The sequence below is a fragment of the Pseudomonas oplopanacis genome (genome assembly GCF_057128725.1).
Window position 1 is genome coordinate 1 of record NZ_JBSKHV010000006.1, and the last position, 19,816, is coordinate 19,816.

Annotated in this window: 25 protein-coding genes and 1 pseudogene; 17 read left to right on the forward strand and 9 right to left on the reverse strand. The window is 57.4% G+C overall.

Annotated elements, in window-relative coordinates; all coding sequences use genetic code 11:
• Nucleotides 1–377 precede the first annotated feature (377 nt).
• The 4 genes and pseudogenes from ACWKV5_RS13955 (at nt 378) to ACWKV5_RS13970 (ending at nt 3,419) form a co-directional block, all read left to right on the forward strand.
• Nucleotides 378–911, forward strand: a pseudogene (locus tag ACWKV5_RS13955) (BRO-N domain-containing protein).
• A 113-nt stretch (nt 912–1,024) separates the two neighbouring features.
• Nucleotides 1,025–1,738, forward strand: a complete 714-nt coding sequence (locus ACWKV5_RS13960; protein WP_483841700.1) for an HNH endonuclease — start codon at nt 1,025–1,027, stop codon at nt 1,736–1,738.
• A 192-nt stretch (nt 1,739–1,930) separates the two neighbouring features.
• On the forward strand, nt 1,931–3,148 hold the full coding sequence (locus ACWKV5_RS13965; RefSeq protein ID WP_483841701.1) for an S-type pyocin domain-containing protein: 1,218 nt from the start codon (nt 1,931–1,933) through the stop codon (nt 3,146–3,148).
• A 7-nt stretch (nt 3,149–3,155) separates the two neighbouring features.
• Nucleotides 3,156–3,419: a colicin E3-like toxin immunity protein gene (locus ACWKV5_RS13970; RefSeq protein ID WP_483841702.1), complete on the forward strand. Its 264-nt coding sequence runs from the start codon at nt 3,156–3,158 to the stop codon at nt 3,417–3,419.
• Nucleotides 3,420–3,684: 265 nt separating this feature from the next.
• Here ACWKV5_RS13970 and ACWKV5_RS13975 read toward each other — a convergent pair whose 3' ends face one another.
• Complete coding sequence (locus ACWKV5_RS13975) at nt 3,685–3,930, reverse strand: type II toxin-antitoxin system Phd/YefM family antitoxin (RefSeq protein ID WP_483841703.1); 246 nt, start codon at nt 3,928–3,930, stop codon at nt 3,685–3,687.
• 248 nt (nt 3,931–4,178) lie between these two features.
• Here ACWKV5_RS13975 and ACWKV5_RS13980 point away from each other — a divergent pair, with 248 nt between their 5' ends.
• Complete coding sequence (locus ACWKV5_RS13980) at nt 4,179–5,165, forward strand: hypothetical protein (protein WP_483841704.1); 987 nt, start codon at nt 4,179–4,181, stop codon at nt 5,163–5,165.
• On the opposite strand, the gene ACWKV5_RS13985 is transcribed toward ACWKV5_RS13980, so the two are convergent.
• The 3 genes from ACWKV5_RS13985 to ACWKV5_RS13995 all read right to left on the reverse strand — a co-directional run bounded on the left by ACWKV5_RS13985 (nt 5,166) and on the right by ACWKV5_RS13995 (nt 7,151).
• Nucleotides 5,166–5,861: a DUF6933 domain-containing protein gene (locus ACWKV5_RS13985; protein WP_483841705.1), complete on the reverse strand. Its 696-nt coding sequence runs from the start codon at nt 5,859–5,861 to the stop codon at nt 5,166–5,168.
• A gap of 33 nt (nt 5,862–5,894) precedes the next feature.
• Complete coding sequence (locus ACWKV5_RS13990; protein WP_483841706.1) at nt 5,895–6,263, reverse strand: hypothetical protein; 369 nt, start codon at nt 6,261–6,263, stop codon at nt 5,895–5,897.
• 72 nt (nt 6,264–6,335) lie between these two features.
• Nucleotides 6,336–7,151, reverse strand: a complete 816-nt coding sequence (locus ACWKV5_RS13995; RefSeq protein ID WP_483841707.1) for a sulfite exporter TauE/SafE family protein — start codon at nt 7,149–7,151, stop codon at nt 6,336–6,338.
• Between the two features lie 112 nt (nt 7,152–7,263).
• Between ACWKV5_RS13995 and ACWKV5_RS14000 the strand changes: the two genes are divergently transcribed.
• From ACWKV5_RS14000 to ACWKV5_RS14015, 4 genes are all read left to right on the forward strand, one after another.
• Nucleotides 7,264–8,031 (forward strand): AraC family transcriptional regulator, encoded by a 768-nt coding sequence (locus ACWKV5_RS14000; RefSeq protein ID WP_483841708.1) that lies wholly within the window; start codon nt 7,264–7,266, stop codon nt 8,029–8,031.
• Nucleotides 8,032–8,124: 93 nt separating this feature from the next.
• Nucleotides 8,125–8,442 (forward strand): helix-turn-helix domain-containing protein, encoded by a 318-nt coding sequence (locus tag ACWKV5_RS14005; protein ID WP_483841709.1) that lies wholly within the window; start codon nt 8,125–8,127, stop codon nt 8,440–8,442.
• Between the two features lie 45 nt (nt 8,443–8,487).
• Nucleotides 8,488–8,841 (forward strand): type II toxin-antitoxin system RelE/ParE family toxin, encoded by a 354-nt coding sequence (locus ACWKV5_RS14010; protein ID WP_483841710.1) that lies wholly within the window; start codon nt 8,488–8,490, stop codon nt 8,839–8,841.
• A gap of 3 nt (nt 8,842–8,844) precedes the next feature.
• Nucleotides 8,845–9,165, forward strand: coding sequence for a helix-turn-helix domain-containing protein (locus ACWKV5_RS14015; RefSeq protein WP_077431412.1), 321 nt, complete (start codon nt 8,845–8,847; stop codon nt 9,163–9,165).
• Nucleotides 9,166–9,182: 17 nt separating this feature from the next.
• Here ACWKV5_RS14015 and ACWKV5_RS14020 read toward each other — a convergent pair whose 3' ends face one another.
• Nucleotides 9,183–10,241: an MBL fold metallo-hydrolase gene (locus ACWKV5_RS14020; RefSeq protein ID WP_483841711.1), complete on the reverse strand. Its 1,059-nt coding sequence runs from the start codon at nt 10,239–10,241 to the stop codon at nt 9,183–9,185.
• A gap of 215 nt (nt 10,242–10,456) precedes the next feature.
• Here ACWKV5_RS14020 and ACWKV5_RS14025 point away from each other — a divergent pair, with 215 nt between their 5' ends.
• Together ACWKV5_RS14025 and ACWKV5_RS14030 are read left to right on the forward strand one after the other, a co-directional pair.
• On the forward strand, nt 10,457–11,074 hold the full coding sequence (locus ACWKV5_RS14025) for a TetR/AcrR family transcriptional regulator (RefSeq protein ID WP_483841712.1): 618 nt from the start codon (nt 10,457–10,459) through the stop codon (nt 11,072–11,074).
• A 120-nt stretch (nt 11,075–11,194) separates the two neighbouring features.
• Nucleotides 11,195–11,728 (forward strand): DUF1003 domain-containing protein, encoded by a 534-nt coding sequence (locus ACWKV5_RS14030; protein ID WP_077431409.1) that lies wholly within the window; start codon nt 11,195–11,197, stop codon nt 11,726–11,728.
• 7 nt (nt 11,729–11,735) lie between these two features.
• Here ACWKV5_RS14030 and ACWKV5_RS14035 read toward each other — a convergent pair whose 3' ends face one another.
• On the reverse strand, nt 11,736–12,677 hold the full coding sequence (locus ACWKV5_RS14035) for a LysR family transcriptional regulator (RefSeq protein WP_483841713.1): 942 nt from the start codon (nt 12,675–12,677) through the stop codon (nt 11,736–11,738).
• A gap of 15 nt (nt 12,678–12,692) precedes the next feature.
• Here ACWKV5_RS14035 and ACWKV5_RS14040 point away from each other — a divergent pair, with 15 nt between their 5' ends.
• The 3 genes from ACWKV5_RS14040 (at nt 12,693) to ACWKV5_RS14050 (ending at nt 13,983) form a co-directional block, all read left to right on the forward strand.
• Complete coding sequence (locus ACWKV5_RS14040) at nt 12,693–13,391, forward strand: CTP synthase C-terminal region-related (seleno)protein (protein WP_483841714.1); 699 nt, start codon at nt 12,693–12,695, stop codon at nt 13,389–13,391.
• A gap of 5 nt (nt 13,392–13,396) precedes the next feature.
• A complete protein-coding gene (locus tag ACWKV5_RS14045; RefSeq protein ID WP_483841715.1) occupies nt 13,397–13,705 on the forward strand; it encodes an antibiotic biosynthesis monooxygenase family protein in 309 nt (102 codons plus the stop codon).
• Nucleotides 13,706–13,770: 65 nt separating this feature from the next.
• Nucleotides 13,771–13,983, forward strand: a complete 213-nt coding sequence (locus ACWKV5_RS14050) for an antibiotic biosynthesis monooxygenase family protein (RefSeq protein ID WP_483841928.1) — start codon at nt 13,771–13,773, stop codon at nt 13,981–13,983.
• A gap of 116 nt (nt 13,984–14,099) precedes the next feature.
• On the opposite strand, the gene ACWKV5_RS14055 is transcribed toward ACWKV5_RS14050, so the two are convergent.
• Nucleotides 14,100–14,426 (reverse strand): DUF2025 family protein, encoded by a 327-nt coding sequence (locus ACWKV5_RS14055; RefSeq protein ID WP_483841716.1) that lies wholly within the window; start codon nt 14,424–14,426, stop codon nt 14,100–14,102.
• Nucleotides 14,427–14,663: 237 nt separating this feature from the next.
• Here ACWKV5_RS14055 and ACWKV5_RS14060 point away from each other — a divergent pair, with 237 nt between their 5' ends.
• The 3 genes from ACWKV5_RS14060 to ACWKV5_RS14070 all read left to right on the forward strand — a co-directional run bounded on the left by ACWKV5_RS14060 (nt 14,664) and on the right by ACWKV5_RS14070 (nt 17,556).
• Complete coding sequence (locus tag ACWKV5_RS14060; protein WP_483841717.1) at nt 14,664–15,791, forward strand: glycerophosphodiester phosphodiesterase; 1,128 nt, start codon at nt 14,664–14,666, stop codon at nt 15,789–15,791.
• 153 nt (nt 15,792–15,944) lie between these two features.
• Nucleotides 15,945–16,250: a PepSY domain-containing protein gene (locus ACWKV5_RS14065; RefSeq protein WP_483841718.1), complete on the forward strand. Its 306-nt coding sequence runs from the start codon at nt 15,945–15,947 to the stop codon at nt 16,248–16,250.
• A gap of 127 nt (nt 16,251–16,377) precedes the next feature.
• On the forward strand, nt 16,378–17,556 hold the full coding sequence (locus ACWKV5_RS14070; RefSeq protein WP_483841719.1) for a GAF domain-containing sensor histidine kinase: 1,179 nt from the start codon (nt 16,378–16,380) through the stop codon (nt 17,554–17,556).
• Here the strand turns inward: ACWKV5_RS14070 and ACWKV5_RS14075 are convergent.
• On the reverse strand, nt 17,553–17,990 hold the full coding sequence (locus tag ACWKV5_RS14075; RefSeq protein WP_483841720.1) for a hypothetical protein: 438 nt from the start codon (nt 17,988–17,990) through the stop codon (nt 17,553–17,555). The genes ACWKV5_RS14070 and ACWKV5_RS14075 overlap by 4 nt on opposite strands.
• A 111-nt stretch (nt 17,991–18,101) precedes the next feature.
• Nucleotides 18,102–19,724, reverse strand: coding sequence for a methyl-accepting chemotaxis protein (locus ACWKV5_RS14080; RefSeq protein WP_483841721.1), 1,623 nt, complete (start codon nt 19,722–19,724; stop codon nt 18,102–18,104).
• Nucleotides 19,725–19,816: the final 92 nt, after the last annotated feature.

Here is a 19,816-nt window from a genome sequence, read left to right on the forward strand (position 1 = left end):
CGCCGGTTTGTTAGATGTGTTTGCTCGCACGAACATCATCAATCAAATCGGCGTTCTTGTTTCTGTGTTTCCCGGGATTCCGTGAAGAACCTTTTTTATGGGCGATGGTTAGTCGTTTTCCATCCCTACGCGACAACGCAAAATCTCCTACAGCACTTACAGCCGTATCCGCATTGATGCCAGCTCAAAGCACCTCTAAGCTCCATTGCAGGTGCCTAAGAAACGCCCAACGTAGAAGCTTCGCCAATCACACAGACGCACAATTCACCTTTGGGTGATTTGTTGCTCGAATGTGATGGCTTTGTTCGTTGGGATTTCTTAAGCCCACTCTACGCTGGGGTCAGGCCCTCCAAAATCTAAACGTAGAGGTCATGGATATGTCCGATCCTTTTTCTGTAACAGTCTTCTCTCGTCACAACCTCGCTCTACATGCCCTTCTACTCGAAGACCAGACCTGATTTTGCGCTCGCGATATCGGTCGCTTGATGGGTATCCATCTGAGCGAGCGCATGGTCAATAAACTCGACAAAGATCAGCGTCGCGTTTTGTGGATTGAGTATTTCCGGCAGCCCGAAAAACAACTGATGCTCAGCGAATCCGGCGTGTACGCGCTACTGGTGTATCACTACGTCCCAGGGAATCGATTGTTGCGTGAGTGGTTGACTCATCAGGTGGTGCCGGCCTTGCGCGACGCAGAACATTCGGGACATTCAGATCGCCCGATGCTGAGTTTGTTGGATTGGCCGGAAATGTCGTTGAGCTTGCTGCACTGGCAGGATGAAGGTTGGATTCGGCTTCGGGATATGCCCTACCTGTTAAACGATCAGACCCAACGGCGGGCTACGGTGGCGAAGCCTTGGTGGAGGAAGGTGGCGCAGGTGTTCCAGCCTTCGAAGCACTCGATGGGTTAGAGATGTGTTTGTAGGATTACGCGAGATCCGTCGCTATTTTCTGTAGGAATTTTCGTAGACAGCCGTAATGGCCACTCAGTATCGTCCGAGGGTTTTCAGCCCTCGGCGATCTTATGGACACGGAAAAGAGCAACAGCGATTGGACTGACATTGAGATTCAGGCTGCGGTAGACGCCTATCTCAGCATGTTGTCCCGCGAACAGAGTGGTCAGAAAGTCGTTAAGACTGAGGAGAATCGCATCCTGCGCGAGGGAGCCTTAGCCGGTAGGACCAAAGGGTCGGTTGAGTTTCGAATGCAGAACATCTCTACCGTGCTGGTGGAGCTGGGTCGAGCTCGCATTGCGGGATACAAACCCGCAAAGAATGTCGGCGCGAATGTGGCGCGAAGCATCCGAGAAGCACTCAACGCTCCAAGTACTTTGACGCCTGAGGATTTTTCCCCGACGGCGGATGAAGAAACACTGGAGAAACGAGCTGCCAAACTTGAGAAGCAGCCGATTAAAGGCGTGCCAACGGGGATTGAGCGCCCCGAGCAAACTCAGTCCAGCGGCAAATCTTTTGTTCGCGATCCCGAGGTGAGAGCTTGGGTTCGCCAACAAGCTAACGGTAGATGCGAAGGCTGCGGCGAGCCCGCTCCGTTTGAAAAGGATGGCAAGCCGTTTCTTGAGGTTCATCACGTTAAGCATTTGGCGCAGGAAGGTTCGGATCGTCCGAGCAATGCTGTAGCGCTGTGCCCGAACTGTCATCGACGTTGTCACCATTCGAGTGACAGGGATGAGTTCACAGCCTCACTGTTTCAGAAGGTGGAACGGCTGAAGCTTGAGTGATTGAGCCTGTAAAACTTCATCGGCACATGTGCACGAAAACGGCGAGTCGTAAGAATTGCGCTGCCCTCCCGATAAAAAGAGAAAACGCTTAGGGTCATCAAGGACTCGTCCTACAGCCACGATCAGCCACCTTCGTTAACGTCGCGCAGCCCCTTTTCCGGGGATGCCGATGGATGAACGAAAGGATGATCAGTGGCTGGCAACAAGGACATTCCGCGGATTAAGAATCCGCCCTCCGGTGATGGGCATCACGTCACTCACCGCTTCATGACCGCCACCGAATTGGCCGAGCGAGACGCCAGACAAAAAGCCTACGAGGCCATGCTGGGCAGGCAAGACGCCTTCGAGCGCAGCCGTCAGGTCATAGCGGAAAAGCAAAGGCCGGCTCAAGTCGGATGTGTCTTTGCCAAGTCCTGCAACCTGCCGGACGCCATCATCGATTACTCGAATCCTTCGGGTGTGGTGCCGACCGACAGCCTCAAGAATTACGGCGAAATTGCCTGGCTCGGTGCTCGTGATGCAGACGATGCCGGGCTGCTGAATCTCGAAACCTTCAGCGGCAGTACCGTTTCGCTCGGCATTGGCCGTCTTGCGCTTAGCGTTCCGACTCTCGTTGCTCCAGCATTGTCGCTTGGTGCTGCGGGAGCCGCAGTGCTGGCGGGTGTCGTCGCCTTGTTCTGGACGCCGAGCCTCGGTGATAGCGCGCTCTATACCGAAGACCAACTGCGTGCGCTGAAACAGGCCAGAACCCGCGTTCGGTTGCAGGTCGAACAACAGGCTGATGGCAGTCTCAAGGGCTACGGGTTCTATACCGGCAAGAATCGCGATTGGGAAATGGTCGATGTCGTGCAGTTCACACTGCGCGGCAGCCAGCAGGTGGCAGATCTCGGGGAGGGTGTTGAGCTGATCTGGACGCCAGCAGTGGATGGTTCGGACATCCTCGGCATTCCAGCGCTGGAGGCTGCACCGCAGGCGCCGCATATTTGGGTGTATCCGCCGACGCCGGCGGCGGCCAGCATCATTGTGAATCCGATGTATCCGCCTGAGTACAAGGATTTCATTCTGGTGTTCCCGGCGGGATCGGGAGTAAGACCGGTTTATATTGTGGTGAGTGCTAGGGGCAAAGGCACAGCCGAAGCGGGCCACACCTATCACCCAGCCCCCGAAACCGCAGACATTACTGCATTTCCTGGATTGAGAAGAACAAAGAAGAAAACCCCATACGCGGGAGGACTTCGGGATCGCTGGACTGATGCGAAGGGTAGAACAATTTACGAGTGGGATTTTTTACATGGTGAACTCGAAGCCTATCGTTCAAGTGATGGCAGCCACTTAGGTTCTTTCGACTATCAGACTGGCGATCAGCTGGACCCACCGAAGAAAAATCGAAGCATCAAAAAATATCTATGAGGACGTTATGGGACTGAAAATCAGGCTGGAATGGTATGACAAACGGACCGAGATGGGCGAAGGGGAGGAGTTATCGAAAGACTTTGGCGATGATGGTTCTGTTATCGAAGCACTAGGCATACCCATTGAAAACAACGTGAACAATGGCGGTTTCAACGTATCTCCCGACTGGGTCAGTACTCTTCAGCCCCATTTCCACCATACCATTCAGTTGCTCTCCTATGACTACCAAGTTGCGTTCGTCTATCGAGACAAGTGGCAATCGAAGTGATAGATGGACTGAAAAATTCAACACAAAAAAACCGACTATCCTCCTGATCGGGTTTTGTTTACTCGTTTCTTCACATAGTGCGACACGCGACTCGTCAGCTCATGTTTGCGGGATCCCGGACTACTACGAAGACCAACAAGGGCAAGCGGCCTCGCACAGCTAGTGGTCGTTTCGAGAGAATGCGGTGATGTTACGAATCGCGAGTGATCTCGCCCACAAGGAAATCTGCGGCAGGATCTGCTCCCGGTGCTGGATCATCGGACCGTCACCAACTGTCGTCAAACCCATCAATGATGTCTTCGGGAGTCTTTGTAAAATCCGCAGACATTCGAATTTTGCCCTTCAATCGTCCAGGTTTACGCGCCTGAGACATTTCGACATGAGGTAGCAGATTTAGATAAGGTTTCCCGTCCTTGACGATAACAACCGTATCGCCACGCCAGGCACGCTCAGCGAGTTGAAAGAGTTGGGACTGTGCTTCGTGCATATTTACTTGTAGCCGATCAGTCATATGGCACCTCCATAGATTTAGCCACGCTAGCTGAAGCCTGAGAATTTCGATAGCCGTGGCGATCCTGCTTTCCGTTGAAGGTTATGAACGATAATGCGTGGCGCCCTTGGGTTTTTCGGGAGCAAGCTTCAGTTCTACAGAGGATGGTGTGTTGCCGCAGATTTCGCGTTGTGTTGAAAACAGTCAGTGCAACCCGCCCCGGCTCCCGCTATTAATATCCTTCCCCACTCAAGGACCCGAGCCCTGCCATGAAATTCGACCTCGCCTACTGCCTAAGCCTCGACGACAAGCTGTCGATCTATGACGTGCGAGATTTGAATTTCGACGAAACCATGGCCTTCGACTCCGCCAAAGAACACTTCCAATGCCCCAACGACGCCTGCCGCTTGGCGTTCGATGCGGCCAACGTGCTGACAACGTTCAACGCCAAAAACGTGAATTACATCCGCACCCCACACTTCAAAAACACCCCCAGCACCCGGCATGTGGCGGATTGTCCTTATGTCAGCCTGAAGGCGACGGCGTCCGGTATGGACGCGGACGGTGCGGAAACGGATGACAGTCGCGAGGAGCATTTCCCGTCGGAGTTGTTGCTGACTCGGCGTCAGTATGTGCGTCAGCCGTCGAACCCGGCAGGCGCGGCAGATGTGATCGGTGATTCCCCGAAAGCCATTTCGGCGGACAGTCACTCAGAGCAGCCGAGCCACGAATCAGCGCCGGACAAAACCAGCGTCTTCGCCCACCCAGTGGAGTGTTTTGTCTCGAACTTCGAGGACAAGGACCTGCTCAAGCGCATGCCGCTTAAGATTGGCGAGCACACGGCGCCTTACGGCTCGTTCTTCAAGAAGATCGAATACCTGACGGACAACAAGGGGCTGATTTACTGGGGCAAGATCAAGGAGATCAAGGATTACACCCAGAGCTTTCGCATCGATTTCGAACAGAAGGTCTGGTTCAAGCAGGCGGATGAGGCGAAGAAGAAGCCTTATTCGGTCAATGTTTACTTGAGCAAGAAGCTGATCGACAACTACCGCAAGCGCAAAGCGTTTCTGGAAGAGATCAAGCACGCCATCGAGAGCGGCAAGGATTTGTATTGCTTCTTTTATGGCGTGACGCCGGAGTTGAAGCAGGTGCCGAGCAAGAAGAACCCCGAGCAGACGTTCGGGGTGTTCAGTGCGAATATCGAGAACCTGGATCACTTCATTATTCGGGAAGCGCCGGGGTTGGACAGCTAGTTATAGGTCCTGCTGAAGCTGCCTCTCCAGCTCACGAAACTCCCGTCTCGCGTCTTTTCGCCGATCACGTGCAGCCTGGATGCCTTGCTCATCAAGCCCACAGTATTGACATAACCAGTGCGCCATCATCTCCTCGTCAGGGGCGTAATAATCTTTGTGGCCCTTGCTGTTTCGAAGGGTGTCGTTCATCTGCGCATCGAAGCGTCCAGCGGCGAACTCATCCGGGGGTAGAGTGCCCCACTCGGCGGCGAAGCCCTGAAAGATCCAGGCGATGTCATCGATGTGTTTTTGCGCACCACGGTGCCTGCGTTTGTACAGCGCGTACTGCCGGCAGTTCTCTTCGAATCGAACCATCATTGGCTCATCATCGACCCGTTGAAGAGTATCGTGCTGCCCCGCGTGATGAATCAGGCCGTTGATCCAGCGCTCCGTAAACCGCTGAATAAATCCTTCAACATCGGCTTTTTTCGCGTCTGCGAAGATCATGCAGTAGCGGGTTTTTATGTGAATGACGAATAGAACGTGTTTGCGCTGGACGGTGATCGCATGGACCAGCCACTGTTCCGCCGCATCCCCCAATTCATCTTCTTCAGGAGTGGGCGACGGCGGCAGGGCCTCCACCGGCGTGATTGTTTTGCCCTTGTATACGCGGCTGAAGAATTTGCTGGCCGCTTCGGTGCAGTTGAAAATCAGCATCCTAGGTCCTTGGTTAAGCGTGTTGAAGAACACTCAGTCATGCCGCACGATCTCTTCAACCCACTCAAGCTCATAGGGCTGGCGAACGACATCCGAGATGTATTCGAGCGCATCCTCGCTGAGAATTGATAGCTCTGCGGTGGTCAGCAAGTCATGCATGACAAACAGTCTTAAAGCGGTGAGAGCACTGGAGCGGGATTGGCTGTGATGGTCAAAGGCTCGGGCCATGTCCTTATCTCGACCTTGGATCAATCCATAGAGCATTCCATATCGAGCATGGGCTGATAGCGCTCCATGTAGGGTTATTGCCTTGGCATCGGCAAGAACACCTTGGCAAAATCGATCGAGCGCAATTTTGCGCAGTTCCTTGAACTTCTTCCAATCGCTTTCGAGGATCGACATGGCAAGCTCCCGCGTAGAAATCCTGGACAGAAAGAAAGCATATTTTTGCGAATAACGCTGCTGAATCCAACCCTAGTAGGCACACATACTCAGCATCACCATAACCAGCAACCCCACATAGACCCACGCATGCACCCGATCCGGAATCCGTCCGATCCAGGGTGTGGCCAATCGAATTCCCAGCAACGATCCCATCGTCAAAACCGCAAACGCCAGCAGATCCACATAGCCGATAAACCACGATCCCAAGTCAAATTCGCTGAACTCCGCCATCGCCATGTAAGTCACCGTCCCAGCCACCGCAACAGGCAAACTCAACGGATTGGCCATCGACGTCGCCTGACTCATGCTCAACCCGCAACGCCGCAACAACGGCACGGTCATGACACTGCCGCCCACGCCGAGAAACGTCGCGATGGCGCCAATTCCTACACCACCGCCGGACACTTCCGCCCTCCCCAATCGCCGTGGGATTGCGTTGTCGGTGCGTGTAAGAAATCCGCGTCTAACCAGGCAATCCACAATAGTCACGCCCAGGTACGCGATGAACGCATAACGAATCACCTCGCCACTGACCCACATCGCGGCGACCGCGCCAATCACCGCGCCCAAACCAATAAACCCGCCTAATGGCCACAGATAATGGCAAATGAGATTGCCGGCGCGTTTATGTTTGCCAGTGGCGACCAGTGCGTTGACGATCATCACGCTAGTCGAAGTCGCCACGGCAATGTGCATCGCCGCTTGCCCTACGGGGTCGTCGGCGCCATGGCTGGCGGTGAGCAGGCGGTAGAGCAATGGCACGACGACGAAGCCGCCGCCGAAGCCGAACAGCACTGCCGTGATGCCGGTCATGCAGCCGAAGAGTGCCAGCAAGAGATAGAACATTGCGCGTGGTCCGTTGGTTGAGAGGCGTCGACGATAGTGCGATGCGTCTTGGCCTGCTTCAGCAAGTCAGCCAATAATATTCGCGTTTACGCCAACTGCCGGAAGCCGCTCGATGCGCAATGTTTCGATTGATCTGCTGGATGACACGCCTCGCTCGGTGGTGGCGATCGGCACGGATTATTCCCACGGCCATGTGTTGCCTCGTCATACACACCGGCGGGGGCAGTTGTTGTATGGCGCCACCGGGGTGATGCAGGTCAGCACCCATGACGGCAATTGGGTCGTGCCGCCACAGCGGGCGGTATGGATTCCGCCGGGCGTGGCGCATGAGGTGCTGATGCTCGGGGTGAGTACACGCAGTGTGTATATCGAACCGGCGGCGGTTGATCTGGGAAATCGCTGCCAGGTGATCAGTGTGTCGCCGTTGATGCGGCATTTATTGATGGAGGCGGTGGAGATCCCGCTGACGTATGACGAGGCCGGGCGTGACGGAGCACTGATCGGCTTGCTGCTCCACGAACTGGCGCGCAGCGCTCACCTGCCGTTGCACATTCCCCTGCCCGTCGATGAGCGATTGCTGGGGTTGTGTCAGGCGTTTCTGCGGCAGCCGAATGTTCACCAGTCGCCGCAGCAATGGGCCGATCAATTGCACATCAGCCTGCGGACGTTTAATCGATTGTTTCGACAACAGACCGACCTGAGTTTCAGCCAATGGCGGCAGCGAGCCTGCGTGGTATTGGCCCTGGCGCGGTTGGCCTCGGGGACGGCGGTCACGCGCATCGCGCTGGATTTCGGTTATGACAGCCCGGCCGCGTTCTCGACCATGTTTCGTCGCGTACTGGGGCAGCCACCGTCCGTCTGGATGGAACCCTCGAAATAGCACAAATCAAAAAATGAGTTTGATCCGGGCGCAAAACAACTGTACAAAAACACAGTACATTTTAAATCAGCACTCTCGAGCCCGGAGAACACCATGGCCTCTCATGCGATGAAAATCACCCTGGAACGTATCGCCCTCTTCCAATTCACCCCGGCCCACTGCGCCCAGGCCCGAGCGATGCTGGGTTGGAGTGTTAATGAGCTGGCTCGGGAATCCTCAGTTTCGGTAGAGGCCATCGAGCGGTTTGAGGCCAGACGCGATGTGCTGGACGTTACCCGGCTGGCGTTGGCGTATTGCTTTGAGGCGCAGGGGTTGGTGTTTTTCCCAGGGTTTGCGCCGGGTCGAGGGATGAATGTGAAAGGGTCTACGCCGAACCCGGTCGGGCGGGCGGATTATGCGATGGTTGAGTAAGAGAATCATCGATTGACGATTATCCCCATATAGGCATATTTTTGCATGAGTACAAGGAAGTCACTCCTGTGGGTTTGCAGCAGTACAAAAGATCTCAAGCAAATGCCCGCAGATGTACAAGACGTTTTTGGTCACGCTCTAGATTTGGCGGAACGCGGCTTAAAGCATCCCGAAGTAAAGCCTCTGAAGGGCTTTGGAGGTGCTGGTGTACTTGAGGTGGTCGAGGACTTCGATACGAACACTTACCGTGCCGTTTATACCGTTCGCTTTGATAACGCAGTTTATGTTTTGCACTGCTTTCAGAAAAAATCGACTTCAGGCGTCAAAACCGCACAGCGCGATATCGAGTTGATCAGAATCCGACTCCAAGCAGCACAGGAACATTGCAAAAGGATCTAAAACATGATTGAAATCGAAGAAAGCAGTGGGAACGTCTATGAAGACCTAGGGACGCCCAATGCCAATGAAATGCGAGTCAAATCTCAGCTAGCTGCAAAAATCGGCGAGATCATCAAGGCTCGTCATTTAACTCAAGTTCAGGCTTCACAAATTTTGGGCCTATCGCAACCCAAGCTTTCTGAGATGTTGCGCGGTAAGTTTCGCGGTATCAGTGAGGCCAAGATGATGGAATGTCTTTCCCTGCTAGGACGTGATGTGCAAATCGTTATTAAATCGGCCCCCCGTTCGAGAAAAGAGGGCCGGATTGAAGTGATTTTCGCCTGAGTGGTGTAAGCCCGTTGTTATGCGTTCTGCGCTGTGACCTGATCGCGTTCACTTTCCGTCCCGAACCACCACGCACTCCCCCGCTGCGGATACTTCACGTTAAACGCCTCGCCCATTTGCGGCGTGGTGATGGACACATTGCGCTCCCAGGCCAGTGCCAAAATCCGGTCAAAGGGCTCGAACCAGGCGTGCATCGACAGATCGAAAGTGCCGTTGTGGATCGGCAGTAACCAGCGTCCTTTGAGGTCGATGTGCGCTTGCAGGGTTTGCTCTGGCTGCATGTGCACGTGCGGCCACTCGACGTTGTAGGCGCCGGTTTCCATCAGTGTCAGGTCGAACGGGCCGTGCTGTTCGCCGATGCGTTTGAAGCCTTCGAAGTAGCCGCTGTCGCCGCTGAAGAAGATCCGCGTGTCGCCGTCGATCATCACCCACGAAGCCCAGAGCGTGCTGTTGCCATCAAACAAACCACGGCCGGAAAAGTGTTGCGACGGGGTGGCGATGAACTGGATGCCGTCCACTTCGGTGCCCTGCCACCAATCGAGTTGGCGCACTTTGCTGGCGTCCACGCCCCACTTGATCAGCGTGTCGCCGACGCCTAGCGGGGTGAGGAAGTAGTTGGCCTTGTCCGCCAGTTTGAGCACCGCGTGATAGTCGAGGTGGTCGTAGTGGTCGTGGGACAGGATCACCGCTTCAATCGGTGGCAATTCTTCCAGGCTGATCGGTGGCTGGTGGAAACGCTTGGGGCCAGCCCATTGCACGGGTGAAGCGCGCTCGGCGAAGACCGGGTCGGTGATCCAGAATTTGTCCCGCAGTTTCAGCAGTACGGTGGAGTGGCCGAGGCGGTAGACGCTGTGGTTGGGTGCTGCGATCAACGCCGCCTGGGTCAGGGTTTGCACCGGCACCGGGGCCGCCGGGCGGGTGTTGCGCGGTTTGTGGAAGATCATATTCCACATGATGCGCAGCATTTTGCGAACGCCTTCGCGTTGCACGGGTGCATGGTTTCGAAAGAGTCCTTCTGCCTGACGGGAAGCTTCAGGCGTAGGGGCGTTATCCGCAGGGGAAGTAGAAGTGGCCATGACTGAGTGACTCCAGAAAAACCGCAAGATTGCAGTTCTTCACGGTGGGACGATAAATGGCCAAAGCACGCACGCATCAGCCGGACGATCTATTTTTCGCTGGGCAGGATTAACGAAACGTTACACTGCACAGTGTAGTTTCTAGGTTGCATCAAAGCTGATGACAAGTAAACTACCGAGTGTAACTTTCCTTTGCCTCCTGCCGAAGCGTACTTATGACAGCTCCACAGCGCCTCACCGACCGAAAACGCGCAGCCATTATCCAGGCGGCGATTGTCGAATTCCGTGCCAACGGTTTCGACATCACCAGCATGGACAAGATTGCCGCCACTGCCGGCGTGTCGAAGCGCACGGTGTACAACCACTTCCCGAGCAAAGAAGAGTTGTTTGCCGAAATCCTCAATCAATTGTGGACGCGGGTGCTGTCCGAACAGGAAACGGCCTACCGCCCTGACCAGCCCTTGCGCGACCAGATGCGCGTGATGTTGCAGGCGAAAATGCACATGCTCGGCGATGAGAATTTTCTCGACCTGGCACGGGTGGCCATCGCCGCCACGATCCATTCGCCGGAACGCGCGCAGAACATGGTCGCCAGAATGGGCGAGCGTGAAGAAGACCTGACCGTGTGGATTCGCACAGCGCAGGCCAATGGTCGATTGAAACCGGTCGACCCCGCGTTTGCCGCCCAACAGATTCAGGGAATGCTCAAGTCATTTGCGTTCTGGCCGCAGATTTCCATGGGGTTGCCGGGGCTGTCACCGGAGATGCAGACCACCGTGGTGGAGTCGGCGCTGGACATGTTCCTGGCCTGTTATCAGGTCTGCGAAAAATGACACGGTTCCACCCTTCCCCTGCAGGGCTCGGTGCTAAATAAATCTGCGCTATGTGTTTCAGAATGAAACTGGCGCGGGGGCTATAGTGAGCGTCAGTCCCAGCGCCATGCAGAGAGCATCATGACCACCCCAACCACTGATACAAAACCCGTCGTCGATCATTTGCGCTTCCACCGCCCTCACGCGCACCTCGCGCCAACCTTCGGCAACGACAAATTTGCCCTGCGTGCGGAAGCCTTTGCGCGGTTCTTTGGCACGCCGACTTTTCTCGGGGCACAGACGCTGATTGTGGTGCTGTGGGTGTGCCTCAACCTGTTCGGCGTGGCCCACTTCGACCTGTATCCGTTCATCCTGCTCAACCTGGCGTTCAGCCTGCAATCGGCTTACGCCGCGCCGCTGATTCTGCTGGCCCAGACCCGTCAGGCAGCGCGCGACAAGGCGCAGTCCGACGCCGATGCGCAACACCGCGAAGCCTTGGCTGTGGCCAACAGCGAACGTCAGGCCCAGGCCGCGCATAACACTGCTCAACTCTTGGCATTGCTTGAGCAAAACACCCGGCTCACGGAGATGACCAAGACTCTGACCGAACGCATCGAAAACCTGACCTCGGAGATGCATCAGCACTTCGTGCGCAAAGAGCCGCCCAAGGTTTAACCCTCACTCAAGGCAATCGCAGCGCCCGCCCCAACTCATCAAACAGCGTCACCACCGAGCGCAATGCGCGGCAGTCCGGGCGGGTCAGCAGCCAGAGCGCGGTGTCGTAACCGTGCAAAGGACCGGTCAGCGGCTGCAACGTGTCGCCGATCAAAAAGTCCGGTAATGCCGCGACACCTAAGCCGGCCCGTACCAGTTCGGTCACCGACAACATGCTGCTGCAGCGATAGGCCGGCGTGACGCCCGGCAAGTGCTGACGTCGCCAGGCAACGGTGGGGTGGTCAGGCAGGAAATCATCAGGCGCGATCCAGGTCAGCGAAGCCAGGTCTTCAGGGTCGACAGACTTCAGGTACCGCTGACTGGCACACACCCGGTAGGAAATATCCGCCAGACGTCGACCGACCAAATGCTCGGGCGGTGTACGCGTCAGGCGCAAAGCGATGTCAGCATCTCGACGGCTGAGGTTGGCGAAGTCGTTGGAGGTGCTCAACTCAATGGTCAACGCCGGGTAGGACGGCATGAACTGCGCCAGCGCCGGCAGCAGCAAACCTTGCAGAACCGAATCCGTACAGGTCAGGCGCACGGTGCCGCTGATGACTTCCCCGCCCTGCTCCACACCAATTCGCGCCGCGTCCAACGCTTGTTCCGCTCGCTCAGCCTGCTCGGCCAGCGTTTGCGCGAGTGTGGTTGGCAAATACCCGGCGCGGCTCTTTTCGAACAGTTGTTGCCCCAATGCCGCTTCCAGTCGGCGGACGGCGCGAAACACCGTTGAAACGTCGACCTTCAACAAGCTCGAGGCCCGCGCCAGAGAGCCGCCGCGCACCAGGGCAAGGATCAGTGCCAGGTCGGGATAGTCCAGTCGATAGTGCGTCGATGCATTGATCACTTGGGATAACGCCAATATTGAGTGCGTGAACGCCAATCTATAGTGGGTACCAGGAATCAACAAGCCGAGAGAGCACTCATGGAAACCACCTTAACCCGCATCGCCCTGATCGGGGACTACGACCTTCAAGTCACCGCCCACCAAGCCATTCCCATTGCCCTTGGCATGGCCGCCGAAGCGTTGCAGCTGGACGTGCAATTCCGGTGGTTGGCCACCGACCAGATCAGCGCCAACACACCGCTGCAAGATTTCGACGGTTTCTGGTGCGTGCCCGGTAGTCCTTATCGCGACATGGACGGGGCGTTACGGGCGATCCGGTTTGCCCGGGAGCAGCAGCGACCGTTCCTCGGCACCTGTGGCGGGTTTCAACATGCGGTGTTGGAGTACGCCCGCCATGTGTTGGGTTGGGAAGATGCCGAACACGGCGAGACGCACCCTGATGCCGCGCGGGCACTTCTGACGCCACTGACCTGCTCGCTTGTGGAAGCGGTGGACAGCATTCATCTGGTTGAAGGTTCGTTGATCGCCAACGCGTACGAAACGACTGAAATACGCGAGGGATATCACTGCCGCTTCGGTGTGAATCCTGAGTTCGAACGTGAACTATTGATCCAGCAACTTCACGCCGTTGGCCATGATTCGCAGGGGGATTTGCGGGCCGTTGAGCTCAGGGCGCATCCGTTCTTTGTTGCCACGCTGTTCCAGCCGGAACGTGCCGCGCTGAAGGGTGTTCTACCGACGCTGGTGCGCGCTTTCATCAAGGCTTGTGTGAGGTAGAAACCATGACGACGCCTTACTACGCGGTAATTTTCACCTCCCGGCGCACTGAAGGTGATCAGGGATACGCCGAGGCTGCTGAACGCATGGTGGCACTGGCCCGTGAGCAGCCGGGGTTTCTCGGTGTGGAGTCGGCTCGGGGTGAGGATGGGCTCGGGATTACGGTTTCGTATTGGGCCAGTGAAGCGGCGATTCTGGCGTGGAAACATCACCCCGAGCACAGTGAGATTCGTGAGCGTGGGCGGTCGACCTGGTATGCGGAGTGTCAGACGCGGGTGTGCAGGGTTGAACGGGATTACCGGTTTCAGCTCTGAAAATTGCGCTGTCCATTAGGCCGCCTTCGCGAGCAGGCTCGCTCCCACAGGGGAACGCATTTCAACTGTGGGAGCCGGGGTTTCTCGGCGTGGAGTCGGCTCGGGGTGAGGATGGGCTCGGGATTACGGTTTCGTATTGGGCCAGTGAAGCGGCGATTCTGGCGTGGAAACATCACCCCGAGCACAGTGAGATTCGTGAGCGTGGGCGGTCGACCTGGTATGCGGAGTGTCAGACGCGGGTGTGCAGGGTTGAACGGGATTACCGGTTTCAGCTCTGAAAATTGCGCTGTCCATTAGGCCGCCTTCGCGAGCAGGCTCGCTCCCACAGGGGAACGCATTTCAACTGTGGGAGCGAGCCTGCTCGCGAAGAGGCCAGCCAAGGCACCGCAAACCTTCAACCCCGCACAAGACTCCTGACCGCCACTATTTCCGGCACGTCCCGCCGCTGCATATACACCCGCAACGGCTCGGTAACATTGATCCGGTCATCAATATTCTGATCCAGCAACAACTGAATCAGCTCACGCTTGAGCGTCATGACCTGCCCCGCCCCCGGCGCCCAGACGAACTCGCTCACCGCAATGATGCCGTCATCGGCCACGTCCATGCCGAACGAGTCTTCGCTGAATCGAACGATGTAATGACCCGTCTTGCGATTGAGGCCGACGAAGCCGTTGAGTTGGTCGGCGGCCTGGCAGATGAGTTCGGAAGTGATGCGCATATAAACCTCACAATAAGGTCGTTAACGACCGGTGATCGATGGTTTACACGCAAGGAAAATGACGCGGGTTTCCCTCTGCCGGGGAAACTGCCGTGGCCAAGAGTACTGCAAACCAGCGCACACCGGCGCTGAAAAAATGGCCTTTAAACACGTTTATGTCGGTCTGGCGATAGCGCGAGCGGCGCTCAGTTGTTAAAAGAGACGTCTTTGAAAATCTCTCTGCGAAAGGATCTCGACATGCCGGTTACCTTCACCAAAAGCGCCTTGCTGCTGAGCCTGATGCTCGGCCTCGGCCCGGCACAGGCCGCCAGCGAGCCCGGCCCGACCGCTCTGGCCAGCCGTTTGGGCATTCCGCACCCGGCGGTGATCGCCCACCGCGGCGCGTCGTTCGATGCTCCCGAGTCCACCGCGGCCGCCTACAAACTGGCCCGCGACCTGGGCGCCGATTACCTGGAGATGGACCTGCAACGCAGCAAGGACGGCGTGCTGTTTGCCCTGCACGACAACAACCTGCAACGCACCACTGACGTCGCCACCCGATTCCCTGATCGCAAGGACAGCCCGGCCAACGCGTTCACCATGGCCGAGTTGAAAACCCTCGACGCCGGCAGTTGGTTCAACACGGCTTACCCGGATCGCGCGCGTCCGTCCTACGCCGGGCTGAAAATCCTGACCCTGGACGAGATCATCGACATCGCCCAAGGCAACCCGCTGCACAAGCCTGGCCTGTACATCGAGACCAAGGAGCCGAAGCAATTCCCCGGCATCGAGCGCGACCTCAAGGACAAGTTGCAGGACCGTGGCTGGCTGAGCCCGGCCGGTTCGAAACTGGCGAAAAGTGATCTGGCGGTCGGTCAGGGCAAAGGCAAGGTGGTGCTGCAAACCTTCGAGAAGAGCAGCCTTGAACTGCTGGAAAAAGAAATGCCGAAGGTGCCGAAGATCCTGCTGCTGTGGGTCGGCGAAGGCAGCATCGAGCCGAAATCCAAGGTGACGTTCGCCGAGTCCGGCGACAAGGACAAAGCCACGTACTACGCCAAGCAGGAACCGAAAGACAAAGCCGAATTCCAGCAATGGGTCGAGTACGCCAAGGCTCAGGGCGCCATCGGCACCGGCCCCTCCGCCGCGCTGACCCAAGGTGGCGACCAGAGCTATTCGGACCTGATGAAACCGTGGATGAACCAGTTCACCCACGATCAGGGTTTGTTGGTGCACGTGTACACCATTGATGACGCGGTGGATTACCAGAAAGTGACGGATGCCGGGGTGGATGGGATCTTTACTAACCGGGCGAGTGAGTTGTTGAAGTTTTACAAGCGGCCGGCGGCGGGGACTGTTGCGCAGTTGCTGCAGAACAACGGGTATTGATTCGGGACCGCGGTGCGGCTATCGCGGGCAAGCCACGCTCCCACAGGATTTGTGCAGAACCTGTGAGCGATGGCTTTCTGGAATTAAGGATGAATTAAGTTGCCATAGCTAATCTGGCGTCACTTAAACGGAACAACCCAAGGAAAGAACCTCATGAAAACATTGACTGCCCTGTTCACCGCCGCTGCCCTGACCCTCACTGCTGGCCTGGCCCAGGCTGACGTTCGCGTCGATCAGATCCCTGAGCTGGTCAAGAGCGGCAAGATCAAGCCGCTGGAAGAAATGAACCAGGCAGCACTGAAACTGCACCCGGGCGCGACCATCACCGACACGGACCTGGACAACCACTTCAACGGCTACGAATACGAAGTTGAACTGCGTCTGGCTGACGGCACGGAATGGGACGTCGATTTCGATGCCGCCACCGGCAAAGTCCTGAGCAACAAACAAGACAAGTAATCTGAACTGATAAAGCCGCACGATCTCCAAATCGTGCGGCTTTTTTTGCATCCCGAATTCAGAGCGCGCCAACACGCCGCCAGCCCGCTAGAATCGGTCCACGGTGTTCACGCAGGGATTGATCGAGATGGGGCAAACAGCGGCAGCAGACATCGCCACGATCGGTCGGATCAGCGCGGTGCCGGCGATCCTCCAGGTCATCCGCGAGCTGACGGGCCTGCGCTTCTGCGCGGTGGCGCGTGTGACAGAAAGCTCCTGGACCGCTTGTGCCGTACTCGACCAACTGAATTTCGGCCTGCAGGTCGGCGGTGAGCTGGACCTGGTCACGACCCTGTGCCACGAAATTCGTCAGGCCCACCAGTCGGTGGTGATCGACAAGGCCAGTGAAGACCCGCTCTACCACAATCACCACACACCGCGTATTTACCAGTTCGAAAGCTACATCTCGGTGCCGATCTTCCGCACCGACGGGCGTTTTTTCGGCACCATCTGCGCGCTTGATCCCAACCCGGCGCCGCTCAAATCCAGCACGATCCAGAGCACCATGGAATCCTTCGCCCGGATGCTCGCGCTGCAAATCGAAGCTGAAGAAAACCAGCAGCACACCGAAGCGGCGCTCAAGCAGGAACGTGAAACCTCGCAACTGCGCGAACAGTTCATCGCTGTGCTCGGCCATGACTTGCGCAACCCGTTGTTTGCCATCAGCGCCGGCGCCGAAATGCTCCTGCGCAAACTCCCTGAGCCGGCCAATCAGCAACGGGCCCGGCACATCCTTACCAGCGCCCAACGCGCCACACGCCTGGTCGATGACGTGCTGGATTTCGCCCGTGGCTCCTTTGGCAGCGGCATTCCGGTGAACATCGAACCGTGCGCGGATCTGGATGCGGTACTAGGGCATGTGATTTCCGAGGTTCAGAGTGTTCACCCGGACCGGGTCATAACCTCGTCCATCGGCGATTTGCACAACGTCGCGTGTGATCGCGAGCGGGTCGCCCAGTTGCTGTCCAATCTGGTGGCAAACGCGGTAGCCCACGGCGATCCCCAAGGTCCGGTCGAGGTCGATGCGCAGATCAACGAAGGGCATTTCATCCTGAGCGTAAAAAATCAGGGGCTGATTGCCGAGGACGCATTGGCGTATCTGTTCCGCCCCTACTCGCGACCGGCCAGCGATACGCCGCAGACCGGCCTCGGGTTGGGCTTGTACATTGCCAGTCAGATTGCGCAGTCCCACGGTGGAAAACTGGACGTGGTCTCGACTGCGCAACAGGGCACGACGTTTACCTTCAGCCTGCCGGTGCAGGCTTAGGCGCTGGTACTGACCAGCGAACCCGACGTGCTCGAATCGGAATCCTGCAACGCCTGCAACAACGCCGCCGTCGCCGTCTGCAACGAACCCGCCGTGGTCGCCACCTGCGATTGAGCCGCCGCGACATCAGCCGCTTTGGCGTCCGCATCTTCCTGTTTCGCCTGGGCCGCTTGCAGCTGTTGCTGTTGTTCCTGCATCTGCTTTTGCAGCTCGGCGATTTGCTTGCGCAAGGTTTTCACTGCATCGGATTCTTCACTGCTGCTGGAACTGCTGTCGCTCGACGCGGGAGCGCCACCGGCGGCCACTTTAGTGTCGTCGGAAGGCGTAGCGGTGGTGGCGGTGACGGAGGTGTCGGCGGCGGGATCGCTGATCGCGGTTTTGCTGGTGGAAGTGGTGAGGGTCTGGTTGATCGATACCGAGGTGATGCTGACCATGGGATTTATCCACTGTGGGTGTTGGGTATCTCCCTCATCGACATGGCCAAGCCGCACTTGAGATCGAGTGTGTACCGACTTGGTAAGCGAGCCGGTACACAGCCGTTGGCCTTACGCGCTCAAACGCGCCGTCACGTCATTCAACTGCGACGACAAGCCGTGCAGGTTGTGGCTTGCCGCTTCGGTGCGTTGCACGTTGTCCAGATTGGTACTGGCGATGCTGGTGATCTCGGTGAGGTTGCGCGAGATGTCCTCGGCGACCGAGGTCTGCTCTTCGGCAGCGGTGGCGATCTGGCGGTTCATGTCGCGAATCGCTTCGACCGCCTGGGTGATGCGCTCCAGCATGGCGCCGGCCTCGGTCACTTGCTGCACACTTTCTTCACTGCGTGACTGCCCGCTTTCAATCGCCTGCGCCGCGTCCACCGCACCGGTTTGCACAGTCTGGATGATCTGGTTGATCTCGATGATCGACGCCGCCGTGCGCTGGGCCAGGCTGCGCACTTCATCGGCGACCACCGCAAAACCACGCCCGGCTTCACCGGCACGGGCCGCTTCGATGGCGGCGTTGAGCGCGAGCAGGTTGGTCTGTTCGGCGATGCCGCGAATCACTTCCAGTACCTTGCCGATACGGCCGCTGTCAGTTTCCAGCTGACGAATGACCGTGGCGGTGTTGGCGATTTCGCCGCGCATCTGGGTGATGGTGTGGATGGTGCCCTGCATGACTTTTTCGCCCTGCTGCGCGGACTGGTCAGCGTCGTCGGCAGCGCGTGCGGCATCGGCGGCGTGGCGGGCCACTTCTTGCGCGGTGGCGGACATTTCGTTCATCGCCGTGGCCACCTGATCGGTGCGGTTGAACTGCTCGTTGGTGCCACCCGCCATGAGAGTGGCGATGGAGTTCAGTTCGCCGCTGGCGCTGTCCAGGTCCTTGGCGCTGCGCTGCAAACGGCTGAAGGTGTCGGCGAGGAAGTCACGCAGGGTATTGGCGGCGACCGCCAGTTTGCCCAGCTCATCCTGACGGGTGCTGGCCACGCGATCGGCGAACTTGCCTTGGCTGAGTTGCGCCACATAGTCGATCAGTTTGCGAATTGGTTCGACCAGGTTGCGGTTGACCAGCCACAGGCTCAACAAACCAACCAGCAAGCCCGAGGCGAGCATCACGATGATCCCGAGCAACACGGTGCGGTCAGCGTCGGCACTGATCAGCTTCGACTGCTCGGCGCCCTGCTTGCGCAGTTCGGCGACCAGTTCGCTCATCTGATCGCTGGCGGCGCGGTCCACGCCTTTGACGGCGCTGTCGCCAGCAGTCGGGTCGGCACCGGCAGCGACGTAGGCATCGCGGCCCTTCTGATAAGCAGTGCCAAGCAAGCGGTGTTCATCACGCAGGCGTTCGATGCGGGTCTTGAGTTGCGGCTCGATGCCCTTCTGCCCGGCCAGTTCACCGAGGATGCTTTGCACATCGCGCTGACGGTCTTCGAATTGCTTCCAGTATTTGTCCAGGTCCGCCGGTTGCTTGCCGCGCAGCAGGACGTTTTTCCATTCCTGAACCTGCACCTTGAATTGCAGGTTGGCTTCATCGATCAACTGGGAAGTGTGCAACGGGCCATCGATCAGGTTCGCGTAGCTCTGAACACCGCTGGACAGGAAGTGAAAGCAAGCCAAAGCGATCAGCAACATCGCCAGCAGGCTGCCGCTCAACAAAGCGAGGATTTGTGCTCTCAGGGATTTTTGCAGCATCGAGTGATACTCATGACAGGGGTGAGACACGCCGCAACAAGGCGTGAAAGGTGTCCGGACATCCCTGTCTGCGACCTTGGCTCGTGGCCAAA

Excerpts from the sequence above, each read along its gene's own strand:
- ACWKV5_RS14030 (WP_077431409.1), top strand. The coding sequence starts at position 11,195 with ATGACCACCCCAACCACTGATACAAAACCCGTCGTCGATCATTTGCGC.
- ACWKV5_RS14070 (WP_483841719.1), top strand. The coding sequence starts at position 16,378 with ATGGGGCAAACAGCGGCAGCAGACATCGCCACGATCGGTCGGATCAGC.
- ACWKV5_RS13960 (WP_483841700.1), top strand. The coding sequence starts at position 1,025 with ATGGACACGGAAAAGAGCAACAGCGATTGGACTGACATTGAGATTCAG.
- ACWKV5_RS14010 (WP_483841710.1), top strand. The coding sequence starts at position 8,488 with ATGAGTACAAGGAAGTCACTCCTGTGGGTTTGCAGCAGTACAAAAGAT.
- ACWKV5_RS14075 (WP_483841720.1), bottom strand. The coding sequence starts at position 17,990 with ATGGTCAGCATCACCTCGGTATCGATCAACCAGACCCTCACCACTTCC.
- ACWKV5_RS14015 (WP_077431412.1), top strand. The coding sequence starts at position 8,845 with ATGATTGAAATCGAAGAAAGCAGTGGGAACGTCTATGAAGACCTAGGG.
- ACWKV5_RS13970 (WP_483841702.1), top strand. The coding sequence starts at position 3,156 with ATGGGACTGAAAATCAGGCTGGAATGGTATGACAAACGGACCGAGATG.
- ACWKV5_RS14080 (WP_483841721.1), bottom strand. The coding sequence starts at position 19,724 with ATGCTGCAAAAATCCCTGAGAGCACAAATCCTCGCTTTGTTGAGCGGC.
- ACWKV5_RS13975 (WP_483841703.1), bottom strand. The coding sequence starts at position 3,930 with ATGACTGATCGGCTACAAGTAAATATGCACGAAGCACAGTCCCAACTC.
- ACWKV5_RS13990 (WP_483841706.1), bottom strand. The coding sequence starts at position 6,263 with ATGTCGATCCTCGAAAGCGATTGGAAGAAGTTCAAGGAACTGCGCAAA.
- ACWKV5_RS14025 (WP_483841712.1), top strand. The coding sequence starts at position 10,457 with ATGACAGCTCCACAGCGCCTCACCGACCGAAAACGCGCAGCCATTATC.
- ACWKV5_RS14000 (WP_483841708.1), top strand. The coding sequence starts at position 7,264 with ATGCGCAATGTTTCGATTGATCTGCTGGATGACACGCCTCGCTCGGTG.
- ACWKV5_RS14040 (WP_483841714.1), top strand. The coding sequence starts at position 12,693 with ATGGAAACCACCTTAACCCGCATCGCCCTGATCGGGGACTACGACCTT.
- ACWKV5_RS14065 (WP_483841718.1), top strand. The coding sequence starts at position 15,945 with ATGAAAACATTGACTGCCCTGTTCACCGCCGCTGCCCTGACCCTCACT.
- ACWKV5_RS14060 (WP_483841717.1), top strand. The coding sequence starts at position 14,664 with ATGCCGGTTACCTTCACCAAAAGCGCCTTGCTGCTGAGCCTGATGCTC.
- ACWKV5_RS13995 (WP_483841707.1), bottom strand. The coding sequence starts at position 7,151 with ATGTTCTATCTCTTGCTGGCACTCTTCGGCTGCATGACCGGCATCACG.
- ACWKV5_RS14005 (WP_483841709.1), top strand. The coding sequence starts at position 8,125 with ATGGCCTCTCATGCGATGAAAATCACCCTGGAACGTATCGCCCTCTTC.
- ACWKV5_RS14055 (WP_483841716.1), bottom strand. The coding sequence starts at position 14,426 with ATGCGCATCACTTCCGAACTCATCTGCCAGGCCGCCGACCAACTCAAC.
- ACWKV5_RS14020 (WP_483841711.1), bottom strand. The coding sequence starts at position 10,241 with ATGGCCACTTCTACTTCCCCTGCGGATAACGCCCCTACGCCTGAAGCT.
- ACWKV5_RS13980 (WP_483841704.1), top strand. The coding sequence starts at position 4,179 with ATGAAATTCGACCTCGCCTACTGCCTAAGCCTCGACGACAAGCTGTCG.
- ACWKV5_RS13985 (WP_483841705.1), bottom strand. The coding sequence starts at position 5,861 with ATGCTGATTTTCAACTGCACCGAAGCGGCCAGCAAATTCTTCAGCCGC.
- ACWKV5_RS14045 (WP_483841715.1), top strand. The coding sequence starts at position 13,397 with ATGACGACGCCTTACTACGCGGTAATTTTCACCTCCCGGCGCACTGAA.